This is a genomic window from Salinispora sp. H7-4 (assembly GCF_013416675.1).
Taxonomy (GTDB): Bacteria; Actinomycetota; Actinomycetes; order Mycobacteriales; family Micromonosporaceae; genus Micromonospora; species Micromonospora vitiensis.
The window spans coordinates 57,981-83,656 of sequence record NZ_JABZED010000064.1 but is presented as its reverse complement, the minus strand read 5'-3'; the positions used below and the strand labels follow the sequence as shown (position 1 = coordinate 83,656).

Here is a 25,676-nt window from a genome sequence, read left to right as displayed (position 1 = left end):
CGTGTCCCAGCAGCCCCCTCCCCGTACCGTCGTGGTGCTCGCCGCCGGCGCGGGTAAGCGGATGAAGTCCGGGCTCCCGAAGGTGCTGCACCCACTGCTTGGCCGTACGCTCGTCGGCCACGTGCTCAGCGCCGCCGCGCCGCTCGCCGCCGACCGCACGGTGGTCGTGGTCGGCCACGGCGCCGACCAGGTGCGGGCCCATCTGGCGGAGATCGCCCCGCAGGCCACCCCGGTGCTCCAGGCCGAACAGCTCGGCACCGGGCACGCGGTGCGGGTCGCGTTGGCCGCCGTCCCGGAGAGCAGCGGCACCGTGGTGGTTCTCAACGGGGACGTGCCGCTGCTGCGGCCGGAGACCCTCGGCGGGTTGGTCGAGGCGCACGAGCGGGCGGGTGCCGCGGCGACGGTGCTGGCCGCGGAAGTACCCGACCCGACCGGGCTCGGCCGGATCGTGCGCGACGCCGACGGTCAGCTCCAGCAGATCGTGGAGCAGCGCGACACGACCCCGGACCAGCGGGAGATTCGGGAGATCAACGCCGGCATCTACGCGTTCGACGCGGCCCGGCTGCGGGACGCGCTCGGCAAGCTGTCGACCGAGAACGCGCAGGGCGAGGAGTACCTGACCGACGTCTTCGGCCTGCTGCGGTCGGCGGACGAGCCGGTCGCGGTACACGTGGCGCCGGATCACATCGAGACGCTGGGCTGCAACGACCGGGTGGAGTTGACCGGGCTGCGGCGACTGCTGCGTGACCGGGTCAACGAGGCCTGGATGCGCAGCGGGGTCAGCCTGCTCGACCCGGCGACCACCTGGATCGACGTGACCGTGGCATTGGACCGGGACGCGGTGGTCGACCAGAACACCCAGCTCCGGGGCGCCACCGTGATCGGCGCTGGTGCGCAGGTCGGCCCGGACGTCACGTTGGTGGACACCCTGGTCGGGCCCGGCGCCACCGTGGTCCGCAGTCACGCGGTCGGCGCGGAGATCGGCCCGGCGGCCAGCGTCGGCCCGTACGCGTACCTGCGGCCGGCGGCGCGGCTGGCCGAGAAGGCGAAGGTGGGCACCTTCGTCGAGGTGAAGAATTCCGAGGTCGGCGTGGGGTCGAAGGTCCCGCACCTGACCTACGTCGGGGACGCCACGATCGGCGAGCAGAGCAATATCGGCGCGGCGACCGTGTTCGTCAACTACGACGGGGTACGCAAGCACCGTACGGTCATCGGTGACCACGCCCGTACCGGCGCGGACAACATGTTCGTGGCGCCGGTCGAGGTCGGCGACGGGGCGTACACGGCGGCCGGTTCCGTGATTGCCGAGGACGTGCCGGCTGGGGCGATGGCGGTGGCCCGGTCGCGGCAGCGCAACATCGAGGGCTGGGTGCTCAAGCGGCGGGCCGGCACCGCCGCCGCGGCGGCTGCCGAGCGTGCGGGGCAGGCCGGTGTCGCGGGAGTGTCCTCCGGGGCGACGGCAAGTGAAGGTGAGGCAATGCACGCGGGGGCCGAGCCGGTGGGTGGGGCGCACGGCACCGGGGATACTGCAACCGACTAGCCCCGGCCCACCACCCGCGCCGGGCACCACCAACCAACAGGAGCAGACGGGCCATGGGCAGCATCGTCGCCGAAAACCGCAAGAGCCTGATGCTCTTCTCCGGGCGTGGCTTTCCGGAGTTAGCCAAGGAGATCGGCGAGGTGCTCGGGGTCGCCCCGACACCGGCCGACGCCTACGATTTCGCCAACGGTGAGATCTTCGTCCGCTACAAGGACTCGGTGCGCGGTTCGGACGCCTTCGTGGTGCAGTCCGTCACGCACGGGGTCAACACCTGGGTCATGGAGACCCTGATCATGATCGACGCGTTGAAGCGTGGGTCGGCCAAGCGGATCACCGTGGTCCTGCCGTTCTACCCGTACTCGCGGCAGGACAAGAAGCACCGGGGTCGGGAGCCGATCTCGGGCCGGCTGATCGCGGACCTGTTGAAGACCGCCGGCGCGAACCGGATTCTCACCGTGGATCTGCACACCGCCCAGATCCAGGGCTTCTTCGACGGCCCGGTGGACCACCTCTTCGCGATGGACGTGCTCGCCGAGGAGGTGGAGCGTCGGTACGCGGGGCGTCCGATGACGGTGGTCGCCCCGGATTCGGGTCGGGTCCGGGTCGCCGAGCGGTGGACCGACCGGCTGGGCGGCTGCCCGCTGGCGTTCATCCACAAGACCCGGGACCCGTCCAAGCCGAACCAGGTGGTGGCGAACCGGGTGGTCGGTGAGGTTGAGGGCCGGGTCTGCCTGATCGTCGATGACATGATCGACACGGGTGGCACGATCACCAAGGCGGCGGAGATCCTCAAGGAGTTGGGTGCGGCCGAGATCGTCGTCGCCTCCACCCATGCGCTCTTCTCGGACCCGGCGACCGAGCGGCTGAAGAACAGCCCGATCAGCGAGGTACTGGTGACGAACACGTTGCCGCTGCCGCCGGAGAAGCAGCTCGACAAGATCACCGTGCTGTCGATCGCACCGCTGCTGGCCCGGGCGATCCGGGAGGTCTTCGACGATGGTTCGGTGACCACCCTCTTCGGTGGCCTGAGCTGAGGCCCCGGCGGCCCCGGTCCGGCGGCGGTCGCTGCCGGACCGGGGCTTCGTCGGTGCGGCTCCGGCCGGAGCGGTTGATTCCGGGGTGCCGCCGGAGTGGGTGGATTATCTTCGGGTAGACTAGTGCGGTTGCCACGGCGAGGGTGCCCTGCGGGCCGCTGATCAGGACCGCACGGAGGCGCCGTCATCGACGCGGCGCTCCTAGGCGGTCGGTCATGACGCAGGAGCCCCAGCGAGCCCCTCGCCCGGCACCGAGACGACCATCGCCGCAGCGAAGCATCAGGAGTTTCCCCGTGTCCGAGGTAAAGATCAGCGCCGAGCCCCGTACCGAGTTCGGCAAGGGGGGTGCCCGTCGTACCCGCCGGGCCGGCAAGGTGCCTGCCGTGCTGTATGGCCACGGCGAGAAGCCCAAGCACATCGCGCTGCCGGCCCGGGAGTTCGCCGCGGCGATCCGGCGCGGTGGCGCCAACCAGCTCTTCACGATCGACGTCAGCGACGGCACGCAGGTGCTGGCGTTGCCGAAGGCGATCCAGCGGGATCCGGTCAAGGACACCTTCGAGCACGTGGACCTGCTGCTGGTCCGCCGCGGCGAGCAGGTCACGGTCGAGGTCCCGGTGCAGTTGGTCGGGGAGGCCGCGAAGGGCACACTGATCGTGCACGACCACGACAGCCTCTCGGTGACCGCTGACGCCACCAAGGTGCCGGACCACCTCGACGCCACCATTGAGGGCCTGGAGGCGGGCACGCAGGTCGCCGCCGGCGACGTGCAGCTGCCGGCCGGAGTCGAGCTGGCCACCGACCCGGAGCTGCCGGTCGCCGCGGTGACCGCCGCCCCGACCGAGGAGCAGCTTGAGGCCACGCTGCCGGAGGTGGAGGAGGCCGCTGCGGAGGCCGAGGCCGAGGTCGGCGAGGTCACCGAGGGCTCGGAGGGCGCCGAGGCCGGGGCTCCGGTCGCCGAGCAGGAGGCGGGTGCCGAGGCGAAGGCCGAGGCCTGATCGTTCGCTGCGCAGCTGCCAGGCGTCCCCGCTCGTCGGGGGCGCCTGTTGCGTATCGGTGGGTGGCACGGGTACGAGCGGAAGGGGCAGACGGTGGCGGAGGAGACAGGGCCGTGGCTGGTAGTCGGCCTGGGTAACCCCGGTCGGCAGTACGCCGGGAACCGGCACAACGTCGGCTTCCTCGTGGCCGACCTGCTGGCGGGGCGGCTGGGGGCCCGGTTCAGTCGACACAAGCGGGCGATGGCGGAGGCCGCCGAGGGGCGGTTGGGTCTCGGCGGGCCACGGCTGGTGCTGGTGAAGCCGCTGACCTACATGAACCTCTCCGGCGCGGCGGCGGCGGGCCTGGCGCAGTTCTACAAGGTGCCGCCGACGCGGGTGGTGGCCATCCATGACGAGCTGGATATCCCCTACGGCCAGGTTCGGGTGAAGTGCGGTGGCGGCGAGGGCGGCCACAACGGTCTGCGGTCGATGACGAAGTCCCTGGGGACGAAGGAGTACGCCCGGGTGCGGTTCGGCGTCGGCCGGCCACCGGCTCGGCGGGACCCGGCGGATTTCGTACTGTCGGATTTCGGTACCGTCGAGCGTAAGGAGCTGGACTTCCTGGTGGACCGGGCGGCAGATGTCGTGGAGTCGGTTGTCGACCGCGGGGTGGAACCGACCCAGAACCTCTACCACGGTGCCTGACGGCCGGATCGGCGATGGTCTCCGCTCCTACCGACGGCTGGCGCGGCGACGGGAGTACGGGAGATGAGTAGTCCTCCGATGATCGATGGGGCGTTCGCCCGTTGGTTGGCGGTCCGGGCCGGGCAGGCGCTGGTCAGCCTGCGCGACGAGGTGGGCTTCGGAGATCCGGGTGCCCTGCGGGCCGCGGGGGACAAGGTCTCGCACGACCTGCTCCGGACCGAACTGGCGACGTGGCGTCCGCAGGACGCGGTCCTGTCCGAGGAGGACGAGGGCTCCCGGCTGGCCTGGGCGGCGGAGGCGGGCGCGTCGACGGCACCGCGTCTGGGCAGCGACCGAGTGTGGATCATCGACCCGTTGGACGGAACCCGGGAGTTCGGCGAGGCGGGCCGGGCGGACTGGGCGGTGCATGTGGCGCTCTGGGCGCGGAACGCCCCGACGCCGCACGGACTGGTGGCGGGCGCGGTCGGGTTGCCGGCCCAGGACCGGGTGTTGGGAACGGACTACCCGCCGGGGTACCCGCAGGTGCCGGCGGTGACCACCGCGGGCGAGCCGCCGATCCGGTTGGCCGCCAGTCGCAGCCGTCCCCCGGTCTTCCTCACCGACCTGGCCGCCGAGGTGGGTGCCGAGCTGGTGCCGATGGGTTCGGCCGGTGCGAAGATCGCGGCGGTGATCACTGGTGAGGTGGACGCGTACATCCACGCGGGCGGGCAGTACGAGTGGGATTCGGCAGCGCCGGTGGCGGTGGCGACCGCCACCGGGCTGCATGCCTCCCGAATCGACGGATCCGCGCTGACCTACAACGAAGCCAACCCACGCCTGCCGGACCTGTTGGTCTGTCGACAGGATCTCGCCGGCCGACTGCTTGCGGCGTTGCGGCGCCATTGCGGGTAGCCTGAGCGCTACTTCTGGCAAAGCCGACCGGAGAGGTCTGGAAATGAGTGCGGGAATCGAGTCGGCGTCATGACCACGATGGCGGCATACCAGGTGTCCCACCTCGACGCGCTGGAGGCGGAGAGCATCTTCGTGCTGCGTGAGGTGGTCGCGGAGATGGAACGACCGGTGCTGCTCTTCTCCGGCGGCAAAGACTCGATCGTCATGCTCTGGCTGGCGCAGAAGGCGTTCGCCCCGGCGAACATTCCGTTCCCGGTGCTGCATGTCGACACCGGGCACAACTTCCCCGAGGTGCTGGCGTACCGGGACCAGCGGGTCGCCGAGCTGGGCCTGCAACTGCTGGTGGCGAGCGTGCCCGAGGCGCTGGCCAGCGGGCTGGTACGGGAGAGCGCGGACGGCATGCGCAACCGGATCCAGACCCCGGTGCTCCTGGCCGCCGTCGAACAGCACCGCTTCGACGCGCTCTTCGGTGGTGCCCGGCGGGATGAGGAGAAGGCGCGGGCCAAGGAGCGGGTGTTCAGCTTCCGGGACGAGTTCGGCCAGTGGGATCCGAAGAACCAGCGTCCGGAGCTCTGGTCGCTCTACAACGGTCGGCACCAGCCGGGTGAGTCGATCCGGGCGTTTCCGCTGTCCAACTGGACCGAGTTGGATGTCTGGCACTACATCGCCCGGGAACGGATCGAGGCGCCCTCGATCTACTACGCGCACGAGCGCGAGGTGATCGAGCGTGACGGGATGCTGTACGCGGTGAACGAGTTCATCCGCCCCCGCGCCGGTGAGGAGCGGTTCAAGGCCCGGGTTCGCTACCGGACGGTGGGCGACGCCTCCTGCACGGCGGCGGTCCGCTCGGACGCCGACACGGTGGCGAAGGTCATCGAGGAGGTGGCCGCCACCCGGATCACCGAGCGGGGCGCGACCCGCGGTGACGACCGGGTCAGCGAGGCTGCGATGGAGGACCGCAAGCGGGAGGGCTACTTCTGATGACCACCGAGACGACCGCCGCGGTCGGTGCCGGAGCGGCGTCCGCCCGCCCGATGGACCTGCTGCGGTTCGCCACCGCCGGCAGCGTGGATGACGGCAAGTCGACCCTGATCGGCCGCCTGCTCTACGACACCCGGTCCCTCTTCGCCGATCAGCTCGCCGCCGTGGAGGCGGTCAGCGCGGCCCGCGGCGACGAGTACACCAATCTCGCGCTGCTCACCGACGGCCTGCGGGCCGAGCGGGAGCAGGGCATCACGATCGACGTGGCGTACCGCTACTTCGCCACCCCCCGGCGGAAGTTCATCATCGCCGACACCCCGGGGCACATCCAGTACACCCGGAACATGGTCACCGGTGCCTCCACCGCCGACCTTGCGCTGATCCTGGTTGATGCCCGGAAGGGCCTGGTGGAGCAGTCCCGTCGGCACGCCTTCCTCTGCTCCCTGCTGCGGGTGCCGCACCTGGTCCTCTGTGTCAACAAGATGGACCTGGTGGACTGGTCGCGCGAGGTCTACGAGAAGATCGCCGACGAGTTCACCGCGTTCGCGGCGAAGCTCGACGCACCCGACCTGACGGTGGTGCCGGTCTCCGCGCTGCACGGCGACAACATCGTCTCCCGGTCGGAGAGGATGCCCTGGTACGAGGGGCCGTCCCTGCTGCACCACCTGGAACGGGTGCACATCGCCAGCGACCGGAACCTGGTCGACGTGCGCTTCCCGGTGCAGTACGTGATCCGCCCGCAGTCCACCACCGTCACCGACTACCGCGGGTACGCGGGCCAGGTCGCCTCCGGCGTACTCAAGCCCGAGGACGAGGTGATGGTGCTGCCGAGCGGCTTCACCAGCCGGATCGCCGCGGTGGAGACCGCCGACGGGCCGGTACCGGAGGCGTTCCCGCCGATGTCGGTGACCGTACGGTTGACTGACGAGATCGATATTTCCCGGGGTGACATGATCTGTCGCCCGAACAACGCCCCGGTCGTTGCCCAGGACATCGAGGCGATGGTCTGCTGGATGGACGAGACCCGACCGTTGCAGCTCGGTGGCAGGTACGTGATCAAGCACACCACCCGGTCGGCGCGGGCCATTCTCCGCGGGCTGCACTACCGGTTGGACATCAACTCGCTGCACCGGGACGAGTCGGCGGGGGAGCTGAAGCTCAACGAGATCGGCCGGGTCCGGTTCCGGACGATGGTCCCGCTGCTTGTTGACGAGTACCGCCGGAACCGCACCACTGGTGGCTTCGTCATCATCGATGAGACGACGAACCGGACGGTTGGCGCCGGCATGATCGTCGAGGCGGGCTGACCCCACCCGGCCGGCGGTCTGACCCCACCCCCGCCAGCGCGGGGCGCTCCGGGGTCGCCGCTGATCGAGGTTGGTCGCCGGCGACGAGCCGGCTACCCCCGTTCCGGCAGGTGGTCGCGGTAGAAGGTCCAGGCATCGCCGATGATGTCGTGCAGGGTGGGCTTGGCCGGTGTCCAGCCCAACTCGGTACGGGCCAGGTCGGCGGCGGCGACCAACTCGGCGGGGTCGCCGACGCGGCGGGGGGCGACCACCACCGGAACCGGGGCGCCGGTGACCTCGCGGACCACCTCGACGACCTGACGGTTGGTGAACCCGTTGCCGTTGCCGAGGTTGTAGATCCGGTGCTGGCCGCCGACCGCGGCGTCGAGCGCGAGTAGGTGGGCCCGGGCGAGGTCGGTGACGTGGATGTAGTCGCGGACGCAGGTGCCGTCCACGGTCGGGTAGTCGTCGCCGAAGAGCTGGAGCTTCTCCCGTCGGCCGGCGGCGACGTCGAACGCGATGGGGATGAGGTGCGTCTCCGGATCGTGCCGTTCCCCGAGGGGCACCGGGGCAGCCAGGTGGGCGCCGGCGACGTTGAAGTAGCGCAGCGAGACGGCAGCCAACCCGTTCCCGGCCGCCGCCGAGGTGAGCGCCATGTCGACGGTCAGCTTGGTGGCGCCGTACGTGTTGGTGGGGGCGGTGATCGCGGTCTCCGAGATGGGCAGCTCGACCGGGTTGCCGTAGACGGCGGCGGTGGAGGAGAAGACCACCTTCGGGACCCCGGCGACGCGTACGGCGTCGAGCAGGGCGAGGGAGCCGACGACGTTGGTGTGCCAGTACAGCTCTGGCTTGACCATCGACTCGCCGGCGGCGATCAGGGCGGCGAAGTGCAGCACCCCGTCGAAGCCCGCCTGCGGGGTCACCACCTGTGCCGCCTCGTCCAGGGGGGCGACGATGTGGGTGGCGTCGGGTGCCACGGCGACGCGGTGTCCGGTCCGTAGGTCGTCCAGAACGACAACCTCGTGGCCGGCGTCGAGCAGCATCCGGGTCACCACGCTGCCGATGAAGCCGGCGCCGCCGGTGACGAGCAGTTTCACGTCGATCTCCTCCTGCCGGGGCCGCCCCCACAGCGACCGTCGGTGGTCACCCTACGGCGGCTTGCTGTGCCCGCGCTGCGAGGCGATCGGCGAGGCGGGTCGCCGCCCGCGGGGCGGAAGAACTGGCGCGGTGCTGTTCCGCCACTGCGATGAGTGTCTACCATCCATCTCATGCGGGAAGCGGGTCGTCCCGGGCTCCGGCGCCGTGCGCGGGGGCGACCCCGCCGCGAACCCGGCTCGCTGTCCTGGGCGGTCGCCCGGATCGTGGTCCGCACCGCTACCGCCGCCACCCGCCTGGTGACCGGTCTGCTCGGCACCAGTCCGGTGGCCGGCCGGGAACGGATCAGCGAGGACGAGTTACGCGCCCTGGTCGCCGCGGCGACCGTGCTGGACCCGGTGGAACGGCGGATCATCGATGAGGTTCTAGTGGCCGGTGCCAGCCTGGTACGCGAGGTGATGATGCCGCGCACCGAGGTGGTCTTCCTCTCCACGGCGCTGACCATCGACCAGGCGGAGCGTCTGGTCCGGGTCGAGCCGCACACCCGCTACCCGGTGGTGGACGGGACCCACGACGACGTGGTCGGCTTCGTGCACCTACACGACGTGCTACTTCGTACCGACGAAGACCCACTGGTCACAGTGGGCGAGCTGGCCCGGGAGGTCAAGCGTCTGCCGGGCAGTAAACGGGTGCTTCCGGCCCTGACCGAGATGCGCCGGGAGGGGCATCACCTGGCGGTGGTCGTCGACGAGTACGGGGGGACCGCCGGCATCGTCACCTGTGAGGACCTCATTGAGGAACTGGTTGGCGAACTGCACGACGAGTACGACACGCCGCCGGAGCCGACACACACCGGCCTGCCCACCACCGTTGACGGCCGACTGAACCTGGCCGACTTCGCCGAGCGGACCGGGGTGAGCCTGCCGAATGGACCCTACGAGACGGTTGGTGGCTATGTCATGGCCGAGCTGGGCCGGCTGCCGGTGGCCGGTGACGAGGTGTCGGTGACCGCCGCGCCGGCCACCCCGGTGGAGCCGGTGCGGGCGCCGCCCGGGGGTTGGCGGCTGCGGGTGCTGACGCTGGATGGGCGTCGGGTGGCCCGGGTGACGGTAGCCGCGGTCCGGCCCGCCGAGTCGCGACGCGAGACGGGGCTCCCCACCCAGCCCGGTCGCGGCCGACCCGCCGGCCCGTCCTGACGGATGCCCCCGGTTGCTGACAGAATTGCCAGCATGCCCAACGTACCCGTTCGACCGCGCGTATTCTCTGGCATTCAGCCGACCGCCGACTCGTTCCATCTCGGCAACTACCTGGGCGCGGTGCAGCACTGGGTGGCGTTGCAGGAGACGCATGACGCCACCTACTGCGTGGTCGATCTGCACGCGATCACCGCCGGGCACGACCCCCGGGTGTTGGCACAGCGGTCCCGGATGGCCGCCGCGCAGCTGCTCGCGGTGGGGCTGGACCCAGAACGCTGCACCCTCTTCGTGCAGTCCCAGGTGCCCGAGCACGCGCAGTTGGCCTGGGTGTTGGGGTGCATCACCGGGTTCGGCGAGGCAGGCCGGATGACCCAGTTCAAGGACAAGTCGCAGAAGCAGGGCAACGAGCGGGCCAGCGTCGGCCTGTTCACGTACCCGGTCCTGCAGGCGGCCGACATCCTCCTCTACCAGGCGGAGGCGGTGCCGGTCGGCGAGGACCAGCGGCAGCACCTGGAGCTCAGCCGCGATCTGGCGCAGCGGTTCAACACCCGGTTCGGCTCGACCTTCGCCGTTCCCGCGGCACACATCGTCAAGGACACGGCAAAGATCACGGATTTGCAGGACCCGACGGCGAAGATGTCGAAGTCGTCCTCCTCCCCGGCGGGTATCGTCCTGCTCCTGGAGGACGCGGCCCGGTCGGTCAAGAAGATCCGTTCGGCGGTCACCGACACCGGACGCGAGGTCGTCTTTGATGTCCAGCAGAAGCCGGGTGTCTCCAACCTGCTGACGATCTACTCGGCGCTTTCCGACCGGAGCATTGACGATCTGGTCGGCGCCTACGCCGGCAAGGGCTACGGTGACCTGAAGAAGGACCTCGGAGAGGTGGTACGCGAGTTCGTGACGCCGATCCAGGAACGTGTCCGCGGCTACCTGGACGACCCGGCCCAGCTCGACAAGCTGCTCGCCGCGGGGGCGCAGAAGGCGCGGGCGGTGGCAGCACCGACCCTACAGGCGGTGTACGAGCGGGTGGGCTTCTTCCCGCCGGTGCGCGGCGAGTAGCAGCGACGCGACGCGTGCGGGTGAGCGGGATGGAACCGGTGGCCAAAGGGGTGGCACGAGGCGTGGACCTGCGGGACGGGTCGTCGACGGCCGGCGGCACAATCCAGATCGGCATCGCGGTGGACATCCCCGAGCCCTGGGGGAGTGTGCTGACCCAGCGGCGGCTGGCGGCGGGTGACCAGCAGGCCGTCCCGGCGCACGTGACGCTGCTCGGGCCGACCGAGATTCCGGGCACCGCCCTGCCAGCTGTCGAACGGCACCTCACCGCGGTGGCCGCCGCGCACCCTCCGTTCACCCTGCACCTGCGCGGGACCGGCACGTTCCGGCCGGTCACCCAGGTGGTTTTCGTAACGGTGGCGACCGGGATCAGCGAGTGCGAGCTGCTCGCCGCGGCGATCCGGGCCGCTCCGGAGCTGGACCGGGAAACCCGTTTTCCGTACCACCCGCACGTCACGGTGGCGCAGGATGTCTCACCCGACACGCTGGACCAGGCGTACGAGGACCTGGCTGACTTCTCGGCGATGTTCGGGGTGGAGGCGTTCACGCTCTTCTCCCACAGTGGCCAGACGCGGTGGCAGCCCCGGCGGGACTTTCGGCTCGGCGGCTGAGCGGGTGCCCCGGCGACAGGTCGGCGAGGATGGCGAGGTGAACGTGTTCCGCCGGATCCAGGCGGGTGCCCACGGGCGGATTACCTCCACGCGGCGCCGCTATCCGTCCTTCGACCACGGGTTGCGGGCGGCCCTGCTCTACAACCGCCGGTTCGGCAGCCGGCTCGCCGCCGCGATCGCCTACTACGGCTTCTTCGCGGTCTTCGCGCTCGCCCTCGTCGCCTACTCCGTCTTCGGGGCGATCCTGGAGGGAAACGCCGAGGTCAATGCCGCCGCGGCGGACTTCCTTCGGGAGAACCTGCCCTTCCTCGACCCGGTGCAGGTCGCCGAGAGCAGCGGGGCCGTCGGCGTGGTCGGTCTGACCATCCTGGTCTTCACCGGGGTCGGCTGGGTGGAGGCGATCCGTTCCTCCCAGCGGTTGCTGTACGGCCTCGACCAACAACCCGGCAACTTTGTCGTTCGCCGGTTGGTCGACCTGGGCGTGCTGCTGGTGGTGTTCGTGCTGCTCGGCGTCTCGGTAGCGGCGGTGGACACGTTGGAGTCGCTGCTGCGGTGGCTGCTGGGCAGTGCCGGCTCGGTCGGGCTCACCACGATCAGCGCCCTGCTCAGCGTCTTCGTGAACGCGGTGCTGGCGACCCTGCTGCTGGCGGCGGTGCCCCGGCTGCGGCCCAGCCGGGTCCGGCTGCGCCCGGCGGTGCTGCTGGTGGCGGTGGGTATCACCCTGCTCAACACCATCGGGCGGTACTACGTGGTGCGGACCGAGCGGAACCCGGCGTACACGGTGGTGGCGGGCGCGGTGGGGCTGCTGCTCTACCTCTATCTGCTCAACCAACTCGTGCTCTTCGGCGCGGCGTTGGTGGCCACCGGCAGCCGGGGGCAGGTGGTGGACCTCGCGGCGGAGCGGGTGGCGGCCTACCCGGAGGAGGCGGGCTCCCCGCCCCCCGGGCGGCCGAGCGTGAACGGGCCGACGGCACCCGAACCAGGGACGGAGCGTCGAACCGGGGATCCGCCCACGGCCGGGGAACGATGATTGGCGGGTGGGCACTCTCGTGACACTCGATCTGCCGGACGACTCGCCGCTGCTCGATCTGCCGTGGATTATCACCTTCGGCCCGCTCGGCGACGCCGACGAGTGGGAGCCGGTGGTCTGCGGCCCGTACGAGCGGGCGCCCGCGTTGGCGTTGGCCGAGGTGATGGTGGCGGAGGAGGCGCTGATGGCAGTGGTCGAACCGCTGCTGCCGGCGGTGTCGGCGGAGCAGATCCGTGGTGAGATCGCCGCGGCGCAGGCGGCCGCCGCGGATGAGGCGGCGGACCAGGCGGACAGCGCCGAGCTCTACGGCAACTTCGACGACACCTTCGACGAGGAGCTGGCGGAGGGGGAACGGGACCGGGAGCCCCAGTCGGCCATGCCGCCGAGTGAGGCCGCGATCCGGGCGGGATTTGCCCGGATCGCGGCGAAGTTGCCCGGCCTCGAGCGTTGATCCCGGGCCGGTCGGCTGCCCAGCCGCCCGGCGGCGCGGGGCACGCCGAACGACCAGGTTGGTGGGGGCTTACCCGCTGGAGCGCCGCTCGAACCAGGCGGCCGCGTCGACCGGGATCAGGTAGCCGGACTCCCCCCGGGTGAGCGGGGCGCTGGCGACGAGCGGCTCGCCGTACCCGGTGCTGACGGCGGCTGCGTCGCTGATGTTGACCACACAGGTGAGCGCCGTACCGCCGGCGGTACGGGTGAAGGCGAGGAGGCCCGGCCGGCTCTCCTGCCAGACGATCTGGGCCGCGGCGGTGGCGAGCGCGGGGTGCGCTCGGCGGATCCGGAGCGCGGTGCGATACAGCTCGAGCGTGGAGTCGGGGACGCCGCGCTGGGCAGCCACCGACAGTTCCCGCCAGGTAGCCGGGGCGGGCAGCCAGCTCAGCGCGCTGCCGGCGGGTCCGAAGCCGTACGGGGCGAGCTCGCCGCTCCACGGGATCGGCACCCGGCAGCCGTCCCGGCTCTGGCCGGTCCGCAGGTACTGCGGGTCCTGCCGCAGGTCGTCCGGGAGGTCGAGGACCTCGGGTAGACCCAGTTCCTCACCCTGGTAGACGTAGGCGCAGCCGGGCAGCGCGAGCATCAGCAGGGCTGCGGCGCGGGCGCGGCGTAGTCCGGCCGGCCCATCCCCGTACCGGGTGACGTGTCGCTGCTTGTCATGGTTTGAGAGCACCCAGGTGGTGGGCGCGTTGATGACCGCTGACTCCGCGAGGGCGCTGTCGATGACCTTGCGGAAGGAGTCGGCCGACCAGTGGGCGTCGAGGAAGTCGAAGCTGAACGCCTGGTGCAGCTCGTCTGGACCGATGTAGCGGGCGAGCCGTTGCGGGGTTTCCGCCCATGCCTCGGCCACCGCCATCCGGCCCCCGGGGTAGCTGTCCAGGATCGGCCGCCAGGCACGGTAGATGTCGTGCACCTCGTCCTGGTCGAAGTAGGGCAGTCGGCTCTTGCCGAGTAGTTCGACCTGTCGTTGGCCGGTCTGCTGGCCGAAGCCGACATCCGGCAGGCCCGCCGCCTTGATCATTCCGTGGGCCACGTCAATCCGGAAGCCGTCGACGCCGCGGTCCAACCAGAACCGGAGCACCTCCTCGAACTCGGTGCGGACCTCGGGGTTGCGCCAGTTCAGGTCCGGCTGTGCCGAGTCGAACAGGTGCAGGTACCACTGCCCGTCGGGCAGTCGGGTCCAGGCTGGTCCGCCGAAGATGCTCTCCCAGTCGTTCGGTGGCAGTTCGCCCGCCGCTCCGCGCCCGGTGGCGAAGTGGTAGCGGGCCCGCTCGGGGGAGCCGGGGGCCGCCGCGAGGGCGGCCTGGAACCAGGGGTGGGCGCTCGAGGTGTGATTGGGCACCAGGTCGACGATGATCCGTAGGCCCAGTGCGTGCGCGTCAACGATCACGTCGTCGAACTCGGTGAGGGTGCCGAACATCGGGTCGACATCGCGGTAGTCAGCGACGTCGTAGCCGCCGTCAATCATGGGTGAGGGGTAGAAGGGGGTCAACCAGAGCGCGTCCACCCCGAGGTCGCGCAGGTACGGCAGGCGTTGCCGCAGGCCCGCCAGGTCGCCGATCCCGTCACCATTCGCGTCGGCGAAGCTGCGGAGGTAGACCTGATAGATGGCGGCGGAGCGCCACCAGTCATCGTCGGAGGTCGGCGGGGTGGGGTTGCGGACGGTCATGAGGGGTTCCCCGATCTCGCGCGGTACGGCGGTCTCCGGCGCGGACAGGGGTGGTGGCGCCGGTTGCTGTGCAGGATGCCGGCAGAGCGTTGCAAGAGTCAAGCAGCCCTTGCGCAAGTCAACGCGAGGACCACGGTGTTGATCGCTGGCCAGAGGTTGAACCCGGGGTTCGCCTCCCGGCCGGGGCGGACGGCGGGGTTCAGACCGAGACCGCCAGCGGGGACGGGGTGGGTCCACCGGGGTCAACGCCGGGCGTCCGGGCGACCGCGGTCGAGCCGCGCACCACCAGCTCGGGCCGGAACAGATACTCCGAGTGTGGGGCGGCATGCCCGTTGATCTCGTCCACCAGCGCCTGGACAGCGGCAACCGCCATCGCCGCGACCGGCTGGCGCATGGTGGTCAGGGGCGGGTCGGTGAAGGCCATCAGCGGGGAGTCGTCGTATCCGACGACGGAGACGTCGCGGGGCACGGCGAGCCCGCGCTGTCGGGCGGCGCGGATGGCACCCAACGCCATCGGGTCGGAGCCGCAGACCAGGCCGGTGACGCCGCGGTCCAGCAGGCGGGTGGCGGCGGCCTCGCCCCCCTCGACGCCGAAGAGGGAGAGCTCGGTGAGCTCGGCGAGCTCGGCCTCGGAGACGTCGGTGCGGCGCCGCATGGCGGCCTGGTAGCCGGCGACCTTGCGCTGTACGGGGACGAACCGGTTCGGCCCGGTGATCAGGCCGATCCGGCGGTGCCCCAGCGCGACCAGGTGGGTGACGGCCAGCTCGGCGGCCTCCCGGTCGTCACAGGAGATGAAGGGCGCGGGGAGGTTCGGCGCGTAGCCGTTGACCATGACAACCGGCAGCGGGCGGGCGATCAGTGCGCGGTACCGCTCGTGGTCGGCGGCGGTGTCGGCGTGCAGGCCGGAGACGAAGACGATGCCGGAGACCTGCCGGTCGAGCAGCATCTCGACGTATTCGTCCTCCCGGATTCCCCCGGGGGTCTGGGTGCACAGCACGGGGGTGAAGCCGGTCGGCGCCAGCGCCGACTCGATGATCTGTGCGAAGGCGGGAAAGATCGGGTTGTCGAGTTCCGGGACGACCAGGCCCACCAGTCCGGCGCAGCGTTTGCGTAGCCGGGCTGGGCGTTCGTAGCCGAGCACGTCGAGGGCGGTCAGGACGGCCTGTCGGGTCTCGGGTGCCACTCCGGGTCGGTCGTTGAGCACCCGCGACACGGTGGCCTCACTGACCTCTGCCTGCTGGGCGATGTCGGACAGTCGAGCGCGCATGGCGGCACTGTAGCTCACCGGATGGTTTTTGCGCTTACGGGCAAGTTCTTGCAGTCGTGGCTTCCGGGGCTACTGGGCTGGGCAGAGGACGGTGTTCGGTCGGTGTGGACCCCAGGGGCGCCGCATCGAGCAGCATCAACGCGGTCAGGGCGTCGGCGGCCGGGGGGCGGAGGGCGATGGCCGGCCGATGTGAGGGCCTGCCGTTTTGTCGCGCAAGCCCGACATGGGATGGGTCTAGATGACAAGATGGCCCCGGTTGTTGCAAGACGGTTCGCAAAGGGTTTCTAACTTAGAAAACTCTTGCTAGTGTCCCGCCGACACCGGCAGGCAATCTAGGAGCGAACATGCGTCGCACAGCCAAGGGAGTCGCCGTACTCGCCTCCGCCGCCCTTGCTCTGACCCTCGTCGCCTGTGGCGAGGACGAGCAGAGCGCGGGGGAAGGGTCAACGACCGACCCCGCAGCCATGAAGGCCGAGCTGACCTGGTGGGACACCTCAGACCCGAAGAACGAGGGTCCGGTTTTCCAGGAGCTGATCGCCAGGTTCAACCAGACCTATCCGAACGTGAAGATCAATTATCAGTCGGTCCCTTTCGGTGAGGCGCAGAACCAGTTCAAGACGGCAGCACAGGCCGAGACCGGCGCGCCGGACATCATGCGGGCGGAGGTGGCCTGGGTTCCGGAGTTCGCCTCGCTGGGCTACCTCTACGCGCTGGACGGCTCCGAACTGCTCGCCGACGAGTCGGACTTCCTGGCCACTCCGCTCGCCTCGAACAAGTACGACGGCAAGACCTACGGCGTCCCGCAGGTGACCGACACGCTCTCGCTCATGTACAACAAGAAGCTGTTGGCCGAGGCGGGTGTCGCCGCCGCGCCGACGACCTGGGCCGAGCTGAAGACCGCCGCCCAGGCCGTCAAGGAGAAGACCGGCGCGGACGGCCTCTACCTCAATCCGGAGGGCTACTTCCTGCTGCCGTTTTTCTACGGCGAGGGCGGGGACCTGGTGGATGTCCCGGCCAAGAAGATCGTCGTCGGCTCGGACCAGAACGTGACCGGGCTGAAGATCGCCAAAGATCTGATCGACAGCGGCGCGGCCGTCCCGCCGCCCGCGACGGACTCCTACGGAACCATGATGACCCTCTTCAAGGAAGAGAAGGTCGCCATGATCATTAATGGTCCCTGGGAGGTCAACAACGTGTCGCAGGCGCCGACCTTCGGCGGCGTGGAGAACCTCGGCATCGCCCCGGTCCCCGGCGGCTCGGCCCGGGCCGGCAGTCCGGTCGGCGGGCACAACTACACCGTCTGGTCCGGCATGCCAGAGGAGAAGGTCGAGGCCGCCATCGCCTTCGTGGCCTTCATGAGCTCCGCCGAATCACAGGCGTTTCTCGCTGAGAAGCTCGGGCTGCTGCCGACGCGCAAGTCGGCCTACGACCTTGACGCGGTACGGAGCAATCCGATCGTGACCGCGTACCAGCCCGCCGTCGAGGCCGCGGTCAGCCGCCCCTGGATCCCCGAGGCCGGCCAGTTCTTCGAACCGCTGGACGAGATGGCCACCAAGGTCCTGATCCAGAACCGGGACCCGAAGGAGGCGCTCGACGAGCTCGCGAAGAGGTACCAGGCGGAGGTCGTCACCGCGTACGGCTTCTGATCCACCCGCCGGCGGGCAGAGGCCGGCGACCACTCGTCCCTCGGCATCCGCTCGGGCCGGCGACCGCTCCGGTCGCCGGCCGACCGGCTCACCTCCTGGAGCTCAGCTGATATGCGCACCGTGACCGCCGCGCCAGCGCCCGCGCCGCCCGACCGTCGCTTCGCCCGCCCGTCCCGACTTCGTCGTAGCTGGGACCGGAACTGGTACGCCTGGGCGATGGTCCTGCCGGTGGTGATCGTCCTGGCAGTCTTGATCTTCTATCCGCTCGGCCGGGGAATCTGGCTCTCCTTCACCAACCTCAACGAGGCCAACCAGGTGGCGGAGATCTGTACCAAGTCGATCACCGGCGGTGAGGTCTGCGAGGAGAACCCCAACCGGTGGGAGTACGCGGGTCTGGACAACTACGTTCGGGTCCTCACGGGCCAGGTCGGCCGGTTCTGGGAGTGGACCGGGATCACCCTGATCTGGACCTCCGTCGGTGTTGCCTTCCACTATGGGCTCGGGCTTGGCCTCGCCATCCTGCTCAACCGCCCGATCCGCGGCCGTGGCCTCTACCGGGTGCTGCTGGTGCTGCCGTGGGCGGTGCCGGCCTTCGTCAGCGCCTTCGCCTGGAAGTTCATCTTCAACGAGCGGTTCGGCCTGGCGAACTCGCTGCTCACCGGGCTCGGGGCCGACCCGCTCCCGTGGTTCTCGGAACGGTGGACGTCCCTGTTCACCGCGATCGTCACCAACGTCTGGCTCGGCGTGCCGTTCATGATGGTGGCGCTGCTCGGCGGGCTGCAGACCATTCCCGGTGAGCTCTACGAGGCGGCGGAGATCGACGGCGCGTCGCCGTGGCAGCGGTTCCGTGCCATCACGTTGCCGGGCCTGCGCCCGACCAGCATGACCGTGATCCTGCTCGGCACCATCTGGACGTTCAACCTTTTCCCGGTCATCTTCCTGGTGACGGAGGGAGAGCCGGCCGGCGAGACCGAGATCCTGGTGACCGGCGCGTACCGGGCCGCCTTCGAGGGCATTCGCAACTACTCGCTCGCCTCCACGTACGGCGTGTTGATCCTCTCCATTCTCTTGGTCTTCTCCGTGTTCTACCGGCGGGCACTGCGTAAGCAAGGCGAGGTGTGGTGATGAGCCAGTCGACCAACTCCGGGACGGCCACGTCCACAGCGGGGACGGCCCCGATCGGGGCCGGGGCCACGCCGACCGTCCGGGCCGAGACCGCGCGGCGTGCTGGCCGTGGTCGGCGTAGCCCGGCGACGTCGCTGCTGCTGCACGGGACCTTGATCGTCGCCTCGCTGGTCGCGATCGGTCCGATCGTCTGGGTGCTGCTCTCCTCCTTCAAGCCCGGGTACGCGGTGCAGAGCAGCAACCTGACCCTGGTCCAGGATCCGACCCTGACCAACTACCGCTACGTGCTGTTCGACACCAGCTTTCTGCGGTGGCTGCTGAACTCGGTGATCGTGGCCGCCGGCACGATGGGGATCGGCATCTTCCTCTCGGCGACCACCGGTTACGCCGTCTCCCGGTTCAACTTCCCGGGCCGCCGGCCGTTGATGATGGTCTTCCTGGTCACCCAGATGTTCCCGGTGGCCATCCTGATCGTGCCGATCTACACGATCATGGCGCGGCTCGGGTTGATCAACACGTTGCCGTCGCTGGTGATCGCCTACCTGACCATCGCGGTTCCGTTCTGTGCCTGGATGCTGAAGGGCTATTTCGACTCCATCCCCACCTCGCTGGACGAGGCGGCGGCGCTGGACGGCTGCGGCCCGTTCGCCACCTTCTGGCGGGTGGTGCTGCCGCTGGCCCGCCCGGCCGTCGCGGTCACCGCCTTCTACACCTTCCTCACCGCGTGGGGGGAGGTCGCCTACGCGTCGGCCTTCATCCAGACCGACAACCAGTTCACCCTGGCGTACGGGCTTCGGCAGTTCGTGCCGCAGTACAACCCGCAGTGGGAGTACCTGACGGCGGCGGCGGTGCTGGTGACGGTCCCGGCCGGGCTGGTCTTCATGATCGCCCAACGGCATCTGGTCTCGGGTCTGACCGCGGGTGGTACGAAGGGCTGAGGCGCCGATCGACCGAGCCCCTCTACTACGACCCGTCGTTGTGGGGGAGGATAGGCCGCGTGGAAGCTCTACGACTGACTCTCCGTTACATCCACCTGATCGGGTTCGCGCTGTTGCTCGGCGGCGCGGTGGTGCAGTACCTCAAGGGCAGGTTCCGGATCAACCCGGCCATGCTCTGGGGTGCGGGGCTCGCGTTGCTGACCGGAATCGGCCTCTCCGCGCCACTGCGGGACGGGGGCGAGCCGGACCCGGCGAAGCTCGTCACCAAGCTGACGCTCGCGCTGCTCATCTTCGTCATGGTCTTCTTCTCGCGGAAGCGGGAAGCGGTCAACCGGGGGCACTTCCTCGCGATCATCGGGCTGACCCTGGTCAACGCTGCGGTGGCGGTCTTCTGGCGGTAGCGTCCGACTGGGGGTAACTCCCCTGCACGAGGAACCCCCTGCAGCGGAGAATTCGTCCCATCCGGGCTCCTTTGGCCGGCATGTCGAGTGACCGAAATACCCCAGGATCACGTCGGGGTAACAGGCACTCAACAGTCACGCATGATTGTCGGCCGGGACCGGGGCCGGGGCGTACGCTCGGCGTCCGGAACGTGGGACACCGGCGGCACAGTGCAGGCCGGTTCACAAGGGCTGCCACCGCGGTCGCCGCGGTGCGCAACGGAAGGAGTCGTCTTGCGCTCGGTGCGTGGGATGCGGATCGCCTCGGTCTTCGCGGTGGGTGGCCTCGTGCTGGCTGCCTCCGCCTGCGGTGAGGCGCCCGAGGAGAACAACGCCGGCAACGGCGGCGAGAAGTTCAGTGCCTGCATGGTGACCGACGTCGGCGGGATCGACGACAAGTCCTTCAACACCTCGGCCTGGCAGGGCTTGGAGGCAGCCAAGGCCGAGAACAAGGACATCGACATCAAGTACGTCGCGTCGAAGGCCGAGGCCGACTACGAGCCGAACCTGACGCAGTATGTCAACCAGGACTGCGACTTCATCCTCGCCGTCGGTGGCCTGATGGGGGACGCTACCGCCATGATCGCGGAGGCGAACCCGGATCAGCAGTTCGGCATCGTGGACACGAAGTTGCCGCAGAGCAACGTCTACCCGATGCAGTTCGACACCGCCCAGGCCGGCTTCCTCGCCGGTTATCTGGCCGCCGGCTTCAGCGAGACCGGCAAGGTGGGCACCTACGGCGGCGAGAAGATCCCGCCGGTGACCATCTTCATGGACGGCTACGCCGACGGGGTCGACCACTACAACGAGGCCAAGGGGAAGGACGTCCAGGTCCTGGGCTGGGACAAGGAAAGCCAGGACGGCTCGTTCGCCAACAGCTTCGTCAAGCAGGACGAGGGCAAGAAGGTCAGCGACGCGCTGGTCGCCCAGGGCGCCGACATCATCATGCCGGTCGCCGGCGGTGCCGGCCTCGGCACCACCGCGGCCGCCCAGTCCTCCGGTGGCAAGTACAACACCATCTGGGTCGACGTCGACGGCTGCGAGAGCACCTCGAACTGCCCGGCGATCATCACCACCGTGGTGAAGAACATCCCCGGCGCCGTTCAGGAGGCCGTGCTCAAGGCCGCCGCCGGCGAGAAGCTGGAGGCGAACCCGGGCTTCACCGGCACGCTGGCCAACGAGGGCGTCTCGCTTGCGCCGTACCACGAGTTCGACAGTAAGATCCCGGCTGAGCTGAAGGCCGAGGTCGACAAGCTGAAGGCGGACATCGCCGCCGGCCTGATCAAGGTCGAGTCGCAGTCCCAGCCGCAGTGAGCTGATGCCGGCTCGCCGTGGTGGGGCGCTCCGCCAAGCCGCTCGGCGAGTGGCACCGCACGACGATCCGGCCGCCCTGGCGCCACGGGACCTCCCGCTGGCGCCGGGGCGGCCGATCGGTTCCACCGACGAGTGCCGTTGCCGACGTACCGGCAGCTCCCCGCACCATCGCTTCGGACCCGGGAGGTTGCGCTGAGACTCGAACTGCGCGGCATCACCAAACGCTTCGGTGACCTGGTCGCCAACGACCACATCGATCTCACGGTGGAGCCGGGGGAGATCCACGCCCTGCTCGGGGAGAACGGCGCGGGTAAGTCGACCCTGATGAACGTGCTGTACGGGCTCTATCAGCCCGACGAGGGCGAGATCCTGGTGGACGGGAAGCCGCTGAAGCCGCGCGGCCCGGCGGACGCCATCGCGGCCGGGATCGGCATGGTGCACCAGCACTTCATGCTGGTACCGGTCCTCACCGTGGCCGAGAACGTCATGCTCGGCGCCGAGCAGGTCCGGGGCGGCATGCTCGGCTTCCTCGACCGGCGACGTGCCCGGCGCGAGGTCGCGGAGGTCTCGACCCGCTACAACCTCCGGGTGGATCCCGACGCGATCATCGAGGACCTGCCGGTCGGCATCCAGCAGCGGGTCGAGATCGTCAAGGCCCTCACCCGCGACGTTGACCTGCTCATCCTCGACGAGCCGACCGCGGTGCTCACGCCGCAGGAGACCGAGGAACTGCTCACCGTCATGCGGGAGCTCAAGGCCGCTGGTCGGTCGATCGTCTTCATCACCCACAAGCTCGGTGAGGTGAAGGCCATCGCCGACCGGGTCACCGTGATCCGGCGCGGGCGGACCGTCGGCACCGCCACGCCGGAGGCGAGCCGGGACGAACTGGCCGCCCTGATGGTGGGCCGCACCGTCCGGCTCACCGTGGACAAGCAGCCCGCCACGTCCGGCGAGCCGGTCCTCGAGCTCTCCGGGCTGGTGGCTGACGACGACCGGCAGGTACGCGCGGTGGACGGCGTTGACCTGACCGTGCGCGCTGGTGAGGTGCTCGGCATCGCCGGCGTGCAGGGCAACGGCCAGACGGAGCTGGTCGAGGCCGTCATGGGGCTACGTCCGCTGCTCGCCGGCTCGGTGCGGCTGGGCGGGGAGCGGATCGACGACTGGTCAACCAAGGAGGTCCTCCGCGCGGGCGTGGGCTACGTGCCCGAGGATCGCAGTGTTGACGGGTTGGTCAAGGAACTCAGCATCGCGGAGAACCTGGTGCTGGACCTGTACGACCGACCGCCGTTCGGCCGGGGGCTCGCGCTCCGCCCGGATGCGATCAAGAAGTCGGCGCAGGAGCGGATCGCCCAGTTCGACGTCCGTACCCCGTCGGCGGAGGCGGCGGTCGGCACGCTCTCCGGCGGGAACCAACAGAAGGTGATCGTCGCCCGGGAACTGTCCCGGCCGCTGAAACTCCTCATCGCCGCCCAGCCGACCCGCGGCGTCGATGTCGGCTCCATCGAGTTCATCCACAGCCGGGTCATTCACGAGCGAGATGCCGGAACCGCCGTCCTCCTCGTCTCCAGCGAACTCGACGAGGTGATCGGCCTGGCCGACCGGATCGCGGTGATGTACCGCGGTCGGATCATCGGCATCGTCGGCCCGGACACCCCCCGTGAGGAGATCGGCCTGCTGATGGCGGGTATCACTCCGGACCCGGCGGACGCCGGGGCGAACGGTGCGACGGCGGGTACCGACGGCGGGGCGCCCAGCCCGTCGGGCCCCGGCAGCGAGGACGAGGCATGACCAACGCAGAGTCCGGCTCCCCGGACAAGGAACCGGCGACCACGGACCAGGCGGCCAGGATGGCGCTCGACAACACCGAGCGAACCGAGCCGGCGAGTCAGCAGCCACCGGAGCGCCCCACGCTCGGGCGGCTCTTCGTGGCGAATCTCTGGGCCGCCAACACCTTCACGGTGACGTTGCTGTCACTGGTCCTGGCGATGATCGTCGGTGGGATCCTGATGATCGTCTCCGATCCGGACGTCCTGGCCACCTACAGCTACATCACCGCCCGCCCGGCCGACGCCCTCAACGCCAGCTGGGCGTTGGTCAGCGAGGCGTACGCGAACCTGTTCAAGGGCGCGGTCCTCGACCCCGACGCGGTCGGCCTCACCGCGGCGTTGAGCCCGATCTCGGAGACGCTGACCTACACCGCCCCGCTGGTCTTCACCGGTCTCTCCGTGGCGCTCGCCTTCCGTGGCGGCCTGTTCAACATCGGTGCCCAGGGGCAGGCCACGATGGGCGTCGTCGCGGCCGGGCTGGCCGGGTTCCTGCTGCCGCTGCCGGCCGGGCTGCACCTGCTCGTCGCGGTGTTCGCCGGTGCGGTGGGCGGTGCCGTGTGGGGCTTCATTCCGGGGATTCTCAAGGCCCGCACCGGTGCCCACGAGGTGATCAACACGATCATGCTCAACTACGTCGCGGCGTACTTCCTGGTGTGGTTGATCGTGCAGAACGGGGTTCAGGACCCGAACCGTACGAATGCCATCAGTCGACCGGTGGACGCCTCCGCGCAGCTTCCCCGGCTCTTCGGCGACAACCTGCGGGCACACGCCGGAATCATCCTCGCCGTGCTGGCGACCTGGGCGGTCGCCTGGCTGCTGAACCGGTCGACCCTCGGCTTCGAGTTGCGGGCCGTGGGGAGCAACCCGGCGGCTTCGCGTACCGCCGGCATCAGTGTCACCCGGACCTACGTGTTGATCATGGTCTTCGCCGGCGCCCTGGCCGGCCTCGGCGGCTCCCAGATGGTGCTCGGCACCACCGCCGCCGCACTGACCCCGCTGGTCGTGGCCCAGATCGGTTTCGACGGCATTCTGGTGGCGCTCCTTGGCCGGGTGAAGCCGTGGGGCGTGTTGCTCGCCGCCCTGCTCTTCGGCGCGTTGCAGGCCGGCGGTAACCGGATGCAGTCGTACTCGGGTGTCTCGCTGGAACTGGTTACCGTGCTCCAGGCGCTGATCGTCATCTTCATCGCCGCACCGGCCCTGGTGAAGGCGATCTTCCAGCTTCGAGCCGCCCGGGCCGCCCGGCCGCAGACGAGCCTCGCGAAGGGCTGGTGACGCGCATGTCCACCATGGCTGTTGACGACGTCGCGGTCGCCCCGGTCAACGAGGGGTTCTGGACCCGGGCCAGGAAGGCCGGCCTGGTGCTGGCCGTGCTCGGCCTGCTGGCGGTGCTGCTCTTCACCGCGCTCGCCGCCAGCGAGCCGGCCCGGTTCACCCTCAGCGAGGACGCCAGCGGCGCCGCGTTGAAGATCAACGGTACGGTCGGCGCGGCCCTCTTCGGGGCGGTCGCCCTCGCCGCCGGCGTGGCGATCCTGGCCGGGCTGCCGAAGCGCTGGTTCACCCTCGTGCTCGGTGTCGGCCTGGTCGGCTTCGTGGTGAGCTTCCTCTGCTGGCAGGTCTCCACCGCGCCGGCCGGGCAGAACTTCATGCCCCTGGTCAACATCGTCCGGGGCACCTTCATCCTGGCTCTTCCGCTGATCTTCGGGGCGCTGGCCGGCGTGCTCTGCGAACGCTCCGGCGTGGTCAACGTGGCCATCGAGGGGCAGCTGCTGATGGGGGCCTTCAGCGGCGCCCTCTTCGGCAGCCTCAGCGGCAACCTCTGGGTGGGCCTGGTCGCCGCGGCCATCGGCGGCACCTTCATCTCACTGCTGCTGGCGGTCTTCGCCATCCGCTACCTGGTGGACCAGGTGGTCATGGGGATCGTGCTGAACCTGCTCGCGGTGGGCATCACCGGCTTCCTCTACGAGCGGCTGATGCAACCCGATCCGGCGAAATACAACAGCGCCCCACACTTCAGCAACTGGGAGATCCCGCTGCTGTCGGAGATCCCGGTGCTCGGGCCGGCGCTGTTCTCCGGCAACATCTTCCTCTACCTCGGCCTGCTTCTGGTCCTGGTGATCCACATTGCGCTGTTCCGGACCCGGTGGGGCCTGCGTACCCGTTCGGTCGGTGAGCACCCGACCGCCGCCGACACCCTCGGCGTCCGGGTGCTGCGACTGCGCTACCGCAACGTGCTGCTGGCCGGGGCGGTCGCCGGCATCGGTGGTGCGTCGTACACGCTCGCCCTCTTCTCGTTCACCAAGAACATGATCGGTGGCAAGGGCTTCATCGCCCTGGCGGCGCTGATCTTCGGCCGGTGGAGCCCGACCGGCGCGCTGCTCGCGGCGCTCTTCTTCGGCTTCGCCGACCAGCTCGGCACCTACCTGAGCGCGATCAACAGCGCCATTCCGAGCCAGTTCCTGGCGATGCTGCCGTACCTGGCGACGATCCTGGCGGTGGCGGGGCTGGTGGGTAGGGTCCGGGCGCCGGCCGCCGACGGAAAGCCGTACATCAAGGGTTGATG

General features: G+C 69.8%; 23 protein-coding genes. 20 read left to right on the top strand and 3 right to left on the bottom strand.

Annotated features, from left to right (window positions below):
* The first annotated feature begins 1 nt into the window (after position 1).
* From glmU to H0524_RS23135, 7 genes are all read left to right on the top strand, one after another.
* Positions 2-1,540, top strand: a complete 1,539-nt coding sequence (gene glmU, locus H0524_RS23165) for a bifunctional UDP-N-acetylglucosamine diphosphorylase/glucosamine-1-phosphate N-acetyltransferase GlmU (protein ID WP_180200550.1) — start codon at positions 2-4, stop codon at positions 1,538-1,540.
* Between the two features lie 53 nt (positions 1,541-1,593).
* Positions 1,594-2,574, top strand: a complete 981-nt coding sequence (locus H0524_RS23160) for a ribose-phosphate diphosphokinase (protein WP_018218501.1) — start codon at positions 1,594-1,596, stop codon at positions 2,572-2,574.
* A gap of 293 nt (positions 2,575-2,867) precedes the next feature.
* Positions 2,868-3,569, top strand: coding sequence for a 50S ribosomal protein L25/general stress protein Ctc (locus H0524_RS23155; RefSeq protein ID WP_180200549.1), 702 nt, complete (start codon positions 2,868-2,870; stop codon positions 3,567-3,569).
* 93 nt (positions 3,570-3,662) lie between these two features.
* Positions 3,663-4,253: an aminoacyl-tRNA hydrolase gene (gene pth, locus H0524_RS23150; protein ID WP_180200548.1), complete on the top strand. Its 591-nt coding sequence runs from the start codon at positions 3,663-3,665 to the stop codon at positions 4,251-4,253.
* Positions 4,254-4,316: 63 nt separating this feature from the next.
* Positions 4,317-5,144 carry an inositol monophosphatase family protein gene (locus tag H0524_RS23145; protein ID WP_180200547.1) on the top strand — a complete coding sequence of 276 codons (828 nt, stop codon included), beginning with the start codon at positions 4,317-4,319 and terminating at the stop codon, positions 5,142-5,144.
* Positions 5,145-5,213: 69 nt separating this feature from the next.
* Positions 5,214-6,125 (top strand): sulfate adenylyltransferase subunit CysD, encoded by a 912-nt coding sequence (gene cysD / locus H0524_RS23140; RefSeq protein WP_180200546.1) that lies wholly within the window; start codon positions 5,214-5,216, stop codon positions 6,123-6,125.
* Positions 6,125-7,432 carry a sulfate adenylyltransferase subunit 1 gene (locus tag H0524_RS23135; RefSeq protein ID WP_018727462.1) on the top strand — a complete coding sequence of 436 codons (1,308 nt, stop codon included), beginning with the start codon at positions 6,125-6,127 and terminating at the stop codon, positions 7,430-7,432. Before cysD ends, H0524_RS23135 begins: the two co-directional genes overlap by 1 nt.
* A 92-nt stretch (positions 7,433-7,524) precedes the next feature.
* On the opposite strand, the gene galE is transcribed toward H0524_RS23135, so the two are convergent.
* On the bottom strand, positions 7,525-8,508 hold the full coding sequence (gene galE / locus H0524_RS23130; RefSeq protein ID WP_180200545.1) for a UDP-glucose 4-epimerase GalE: 984 nt from the start codon (positions 8,506-8,508) through the stop codon (positions 7,525-7,527).
* Between the two features lie 171 nt (positions 8,509-8,679).
* Between galE and H0524_RS23125 the strand changes: the two genes are divergently transcribed.
* From H0524_RS23125 to H0524_RS23105, 5 genes are read left to right on the top strand one after another with little or no spacing between them, the layout of a single operon-like run.
* On the top strand, positions 8,680-9,702 hold the full coding sequence (locus tag H0524_RS23125) for a hemolysin family protein (RefSeq protein WP_255436193.1): 1,023 nt from the start codon (positions 8,680-8,682) through the stop codon (positions 9,700-9,702).
* Between the two features lie 33 nt (positions 9,703-9,735).
* Positions 9,736-10,761, top strand: a complete 1,026-nt coding sequence (gene trpS / locus H0524_RS23120) for a tryptophan--tRNA ligase (RefSeq protein ID WP_180200544.1) — start codon at positions 9,736-9,738, stop codon at positions 10,759-10,761.
* 29 nt (positions 10,762-10,790) lie between these two features.
* A complete protein-coding gene (locus H0524_RS23115; RefSeq protein WP_180200543.1) occupies positions 10,791-11,369 on the top strand; it encodes a 2'-5' RNA ligase family protein in 579 nt (192 codons plus the stop codon).
* A 37-nt stretch (positions 11,370-11,406) separates the two neighbouring features.
* A complete protein-coding gene (locus H0524_RS23110) occupies positions 11,407-12,399 on the top strand; it encodes a YihY/virulence factor BrkB family protein (protein ID WP_180200542.1) in 993 nt (330 codons plus the stop codon).
* 7 nt (positions 12,400-12,406) lie between these two features.
* A complete protein-coding gene (locus H0524_RS23105) occupies positions 12,407-12,850 on the top strand; it encodes a hypothetical protein (RefSeq protein WP_180200541.1) in 444 nt (147 codons plus the stop codon).
* 69 nt (positions 12,851-12,919) lie between these two features.
* Here H0524_RS23105 and H0524_RS23100 read toward each other — a convergent pair whose 3' ends face one another.
* Positions 12,920-14,560, bottom strand: a complete 1,641-nt coding sequence (locus H0524_RS23100) for a glycoside hydrolase family 13 protein (RefSeq protein ID WP_180200540.1) — start codon at positions 14,558-14,560, stop codon at positions 12,920-12,922.
* Between the two features lie 199 nt (positions 14,561-14,759).
* The gene (locus H0524_RS23095) at positions 14,760-15,827 is read right to left on the bottom strand and encodes a LacI family DNA-binding transcriptional regulator (RefSeq protein WP_180200539.1); all 1,068 of its coding nucleotides are present in this window, start codon (positions 15,825-15,827) and stop codon (positions 14,760-14,762) included.
* 344 nt (positions 15,828-16,171) lie between these two features.
* Here H0524_RS23095 and H0524_RS23090 point away from each other — a divergent pair, with 344 nt between their 5' ends.
* The 8 genes from H0524_RS23090 to H0524_RS23055 all read left to right on the top strand — a co-directional run bounded on the left by H0524_RS23090 (position 16,172) and on the right by H0524_RS23055 (position 25,674).
* Positions 16,172-17,473 carry an extracellular solute-binding protein gene (locus tag H0524_RS23090; protein ID WP_180200538.1) on the top strand — a complete coding sequence of 434 codons (1,302 nt, stop codon included), beginning with the start codon at positions 16,172-16,174 and terminating at the stop codon, positions 17,471-17,473.
* Positions 17,474-17,584: 111 nt separating this feature from the next.
* Positions 17,585-18,598, top strand: a complete 1,014-nt coding sequence (locus H0524_RS23085; RefSeq protein ID WP_180200537.1) for a carbohydrate ABC transporter permease — start codon at positions 17,585-17,587, stop codon at positions 18,596-18,598.
* Positions 18,598-19,536: a sugar ABC transporter permease gene (locus tag H0524_RS23080; protein WP_180200536.1), complete on the top strand. Its 939-nt coding sequence runs from the start codon at positions 18,598-18,600 to the stop codon at positions 19,534-19,536. The genes H0524_RS23085 and H0524_RS23080 overlap by 1 nt, the downstream gene beginning before the upstream one ends.
* 59 nt (positions 19,537-19,595) lie before the next feature.
* Positions 19,596-19,937, top strand: a complete 342-nt coding sequence (locus H0524_RS23075) for a hypothetical protein (protein WP_018727450.1) — start codon at positions 19,596-19,598, stop codon at positions 19,935-19,937.
* Positions 19,938-20,228: 291 nt separating this feature from the next.
* Positions 20,229-21,290 carry a BMP family protein gene (locus tag H0524_RS23070; protein WP_180200608.1) on the top strand — a complete coding sequence of 354 codons (1,062 nt, stop codon included), beginning with the start codon at positions 20,229-20,231 and terminating at the stop codon, positions 21,288-21,290.
* A gap of 138 nt (positions 21,291-21,428) precedes the next feature.
* Entirely contained in the window at positions 21,429-23,078 is a 1,650-nt protein-coding gene (locus H0524_RS23065) for an ABC transporter ATP-binding protein (RefSeq protein ID WP_309225209.1), read from the top strand.
* Positions 23,075-24,388, top strand: a complete 1,314-nt coding sequence (locus tag H0524_RS23060) for an ABC transporter permease (protein WP_180200534.1) — start codon at positions 23,075-23,077, stop codon at positions 24,386-24,388. The genes H0524_RS23065 and H0524_RS23060 overlap by 4 nt, the downstream gene beginning before the upstream one ends.
* A 5-nt stretch (positions 24,389-24,393) precedes the next feature.
* The gene (locus tag H0524_RS23055; RefSeq protein ID WP_180200533.1) at positions 24,394-25,674 is read left to right on the top strand and encodes an ABC transporter permease; all 1,281 of its coding nucleotides are present in this window, start codon (positions 24,394-24,396) and stop codon (positions 25,672-25,674) included.
* The last annotated feature ends 2 nt before the right edge of the window (positions 25,675-25,676 follow it).

Bases quoted from the DNA above. Each gene is read 5' to 3' on its own strand.
- H0524_RS23160 (WP_018218501.1), top strand. From the start codon at position 1,594: ATGGGCAGCATCGTCGCCGAAAACCGCAAGAGCCTGATGCTCTTCTCC.
- H0524_RS23145 (WP_180200547.1), top strand. From the start codon at position 4,317: ATGAGTAGTCCTCCGATGATCGATGGGGCGTTCGCCCGTTGGTTGGCG.
- cysD (WP_180200546.1), top strand. From the start codon at position 5,214: ATGACCACGATGGCGGCATACCAGGTGTCCCACCTCGACGCGCTGGAG.
- H0524_RS23135 (WP_018727462.1), top strand. From the start codon at position 6,125: ATGACCACCGAGACGACCGCCGCGGTCGGTGCCGGAGCGGCGTCCGCC.
- H0524_RS23125 (WP_255436193.1), top strand. From the start codon at position 8,680: ATGCGGGAAGCGGGTCGTCCCGGGCTCCGGCGCCGTGCGCGGGGGCGA.
- trpS (WP_180200544.1), top strand. From the start codon at position 9,736: ATGCCCAACGTACCCGTTCGACCGCGCGTATTCTCTGGCATTCAGCCG.
- H0524_RS23115 (WP_180200543.1), top strand. From the start codon at position 10,791: ATGGAACCGGTGGCCAAAGGGGTGGCACGAGGCGTGGACCTGCGGGAC.
- H0524_RS23100 (WP_180200540.1), bottom strand. From the start codon at position 14,560: ATGACCGTCCGCAACCCCACCCCGCCGACCTCCGACGATGACTGGTGG.
- H0524_RS23095 (WP_180200539.1), bottom strand. From the start codon at position 15,827: ATGCGCGCTCGACTGTCCGACATCGCCCAGCAGGCAGAGGTCAGTGAG.
- H0524_RS23090 (WP_180200538.1), top strand. From the start codon at position 16,172: ATGCGTCGCACAGCCAAGGGAGTCGCCGTACTCGCCTCCGCCGCCCTT.
- H0524_RS23085 (WP_180200537.1), top strand. From the start codon at position 17,585: ATGCGCACCGTGACCGCCGCGCCAGCGCCCGCGCCGCCCGACCGTCGC.
- H0524_RS23080 (WP_180200536.1), top strand. From the start codon at position 18,598: ATGAGCCAGTCGACCAACTCCGGGACGGCCACGTCCACAGCGGGGACG.
- H0524_RS23070 (WP_180200608.1), top strand. From the start codon at position 20,229: ATGCGGATCGCCTCGGTCTTCGCGGTGGGTGGCCTCGTGCTGGCTGCC.
- H0524_RS23060 (WP_180200534.1), top strand. From the start codon at position 23,075: ATGACCAACGCAGAGTCCGGCTCCCCGGACAAGGAACCGGCGACCACG.
- H0524_RS23055 (WP_180200533.1), top strand. From the start codon at position 24,394: ATGTCCACCATGGCTGTTGACGACGTCGCGGTCGCCCCGGTCAACGAG.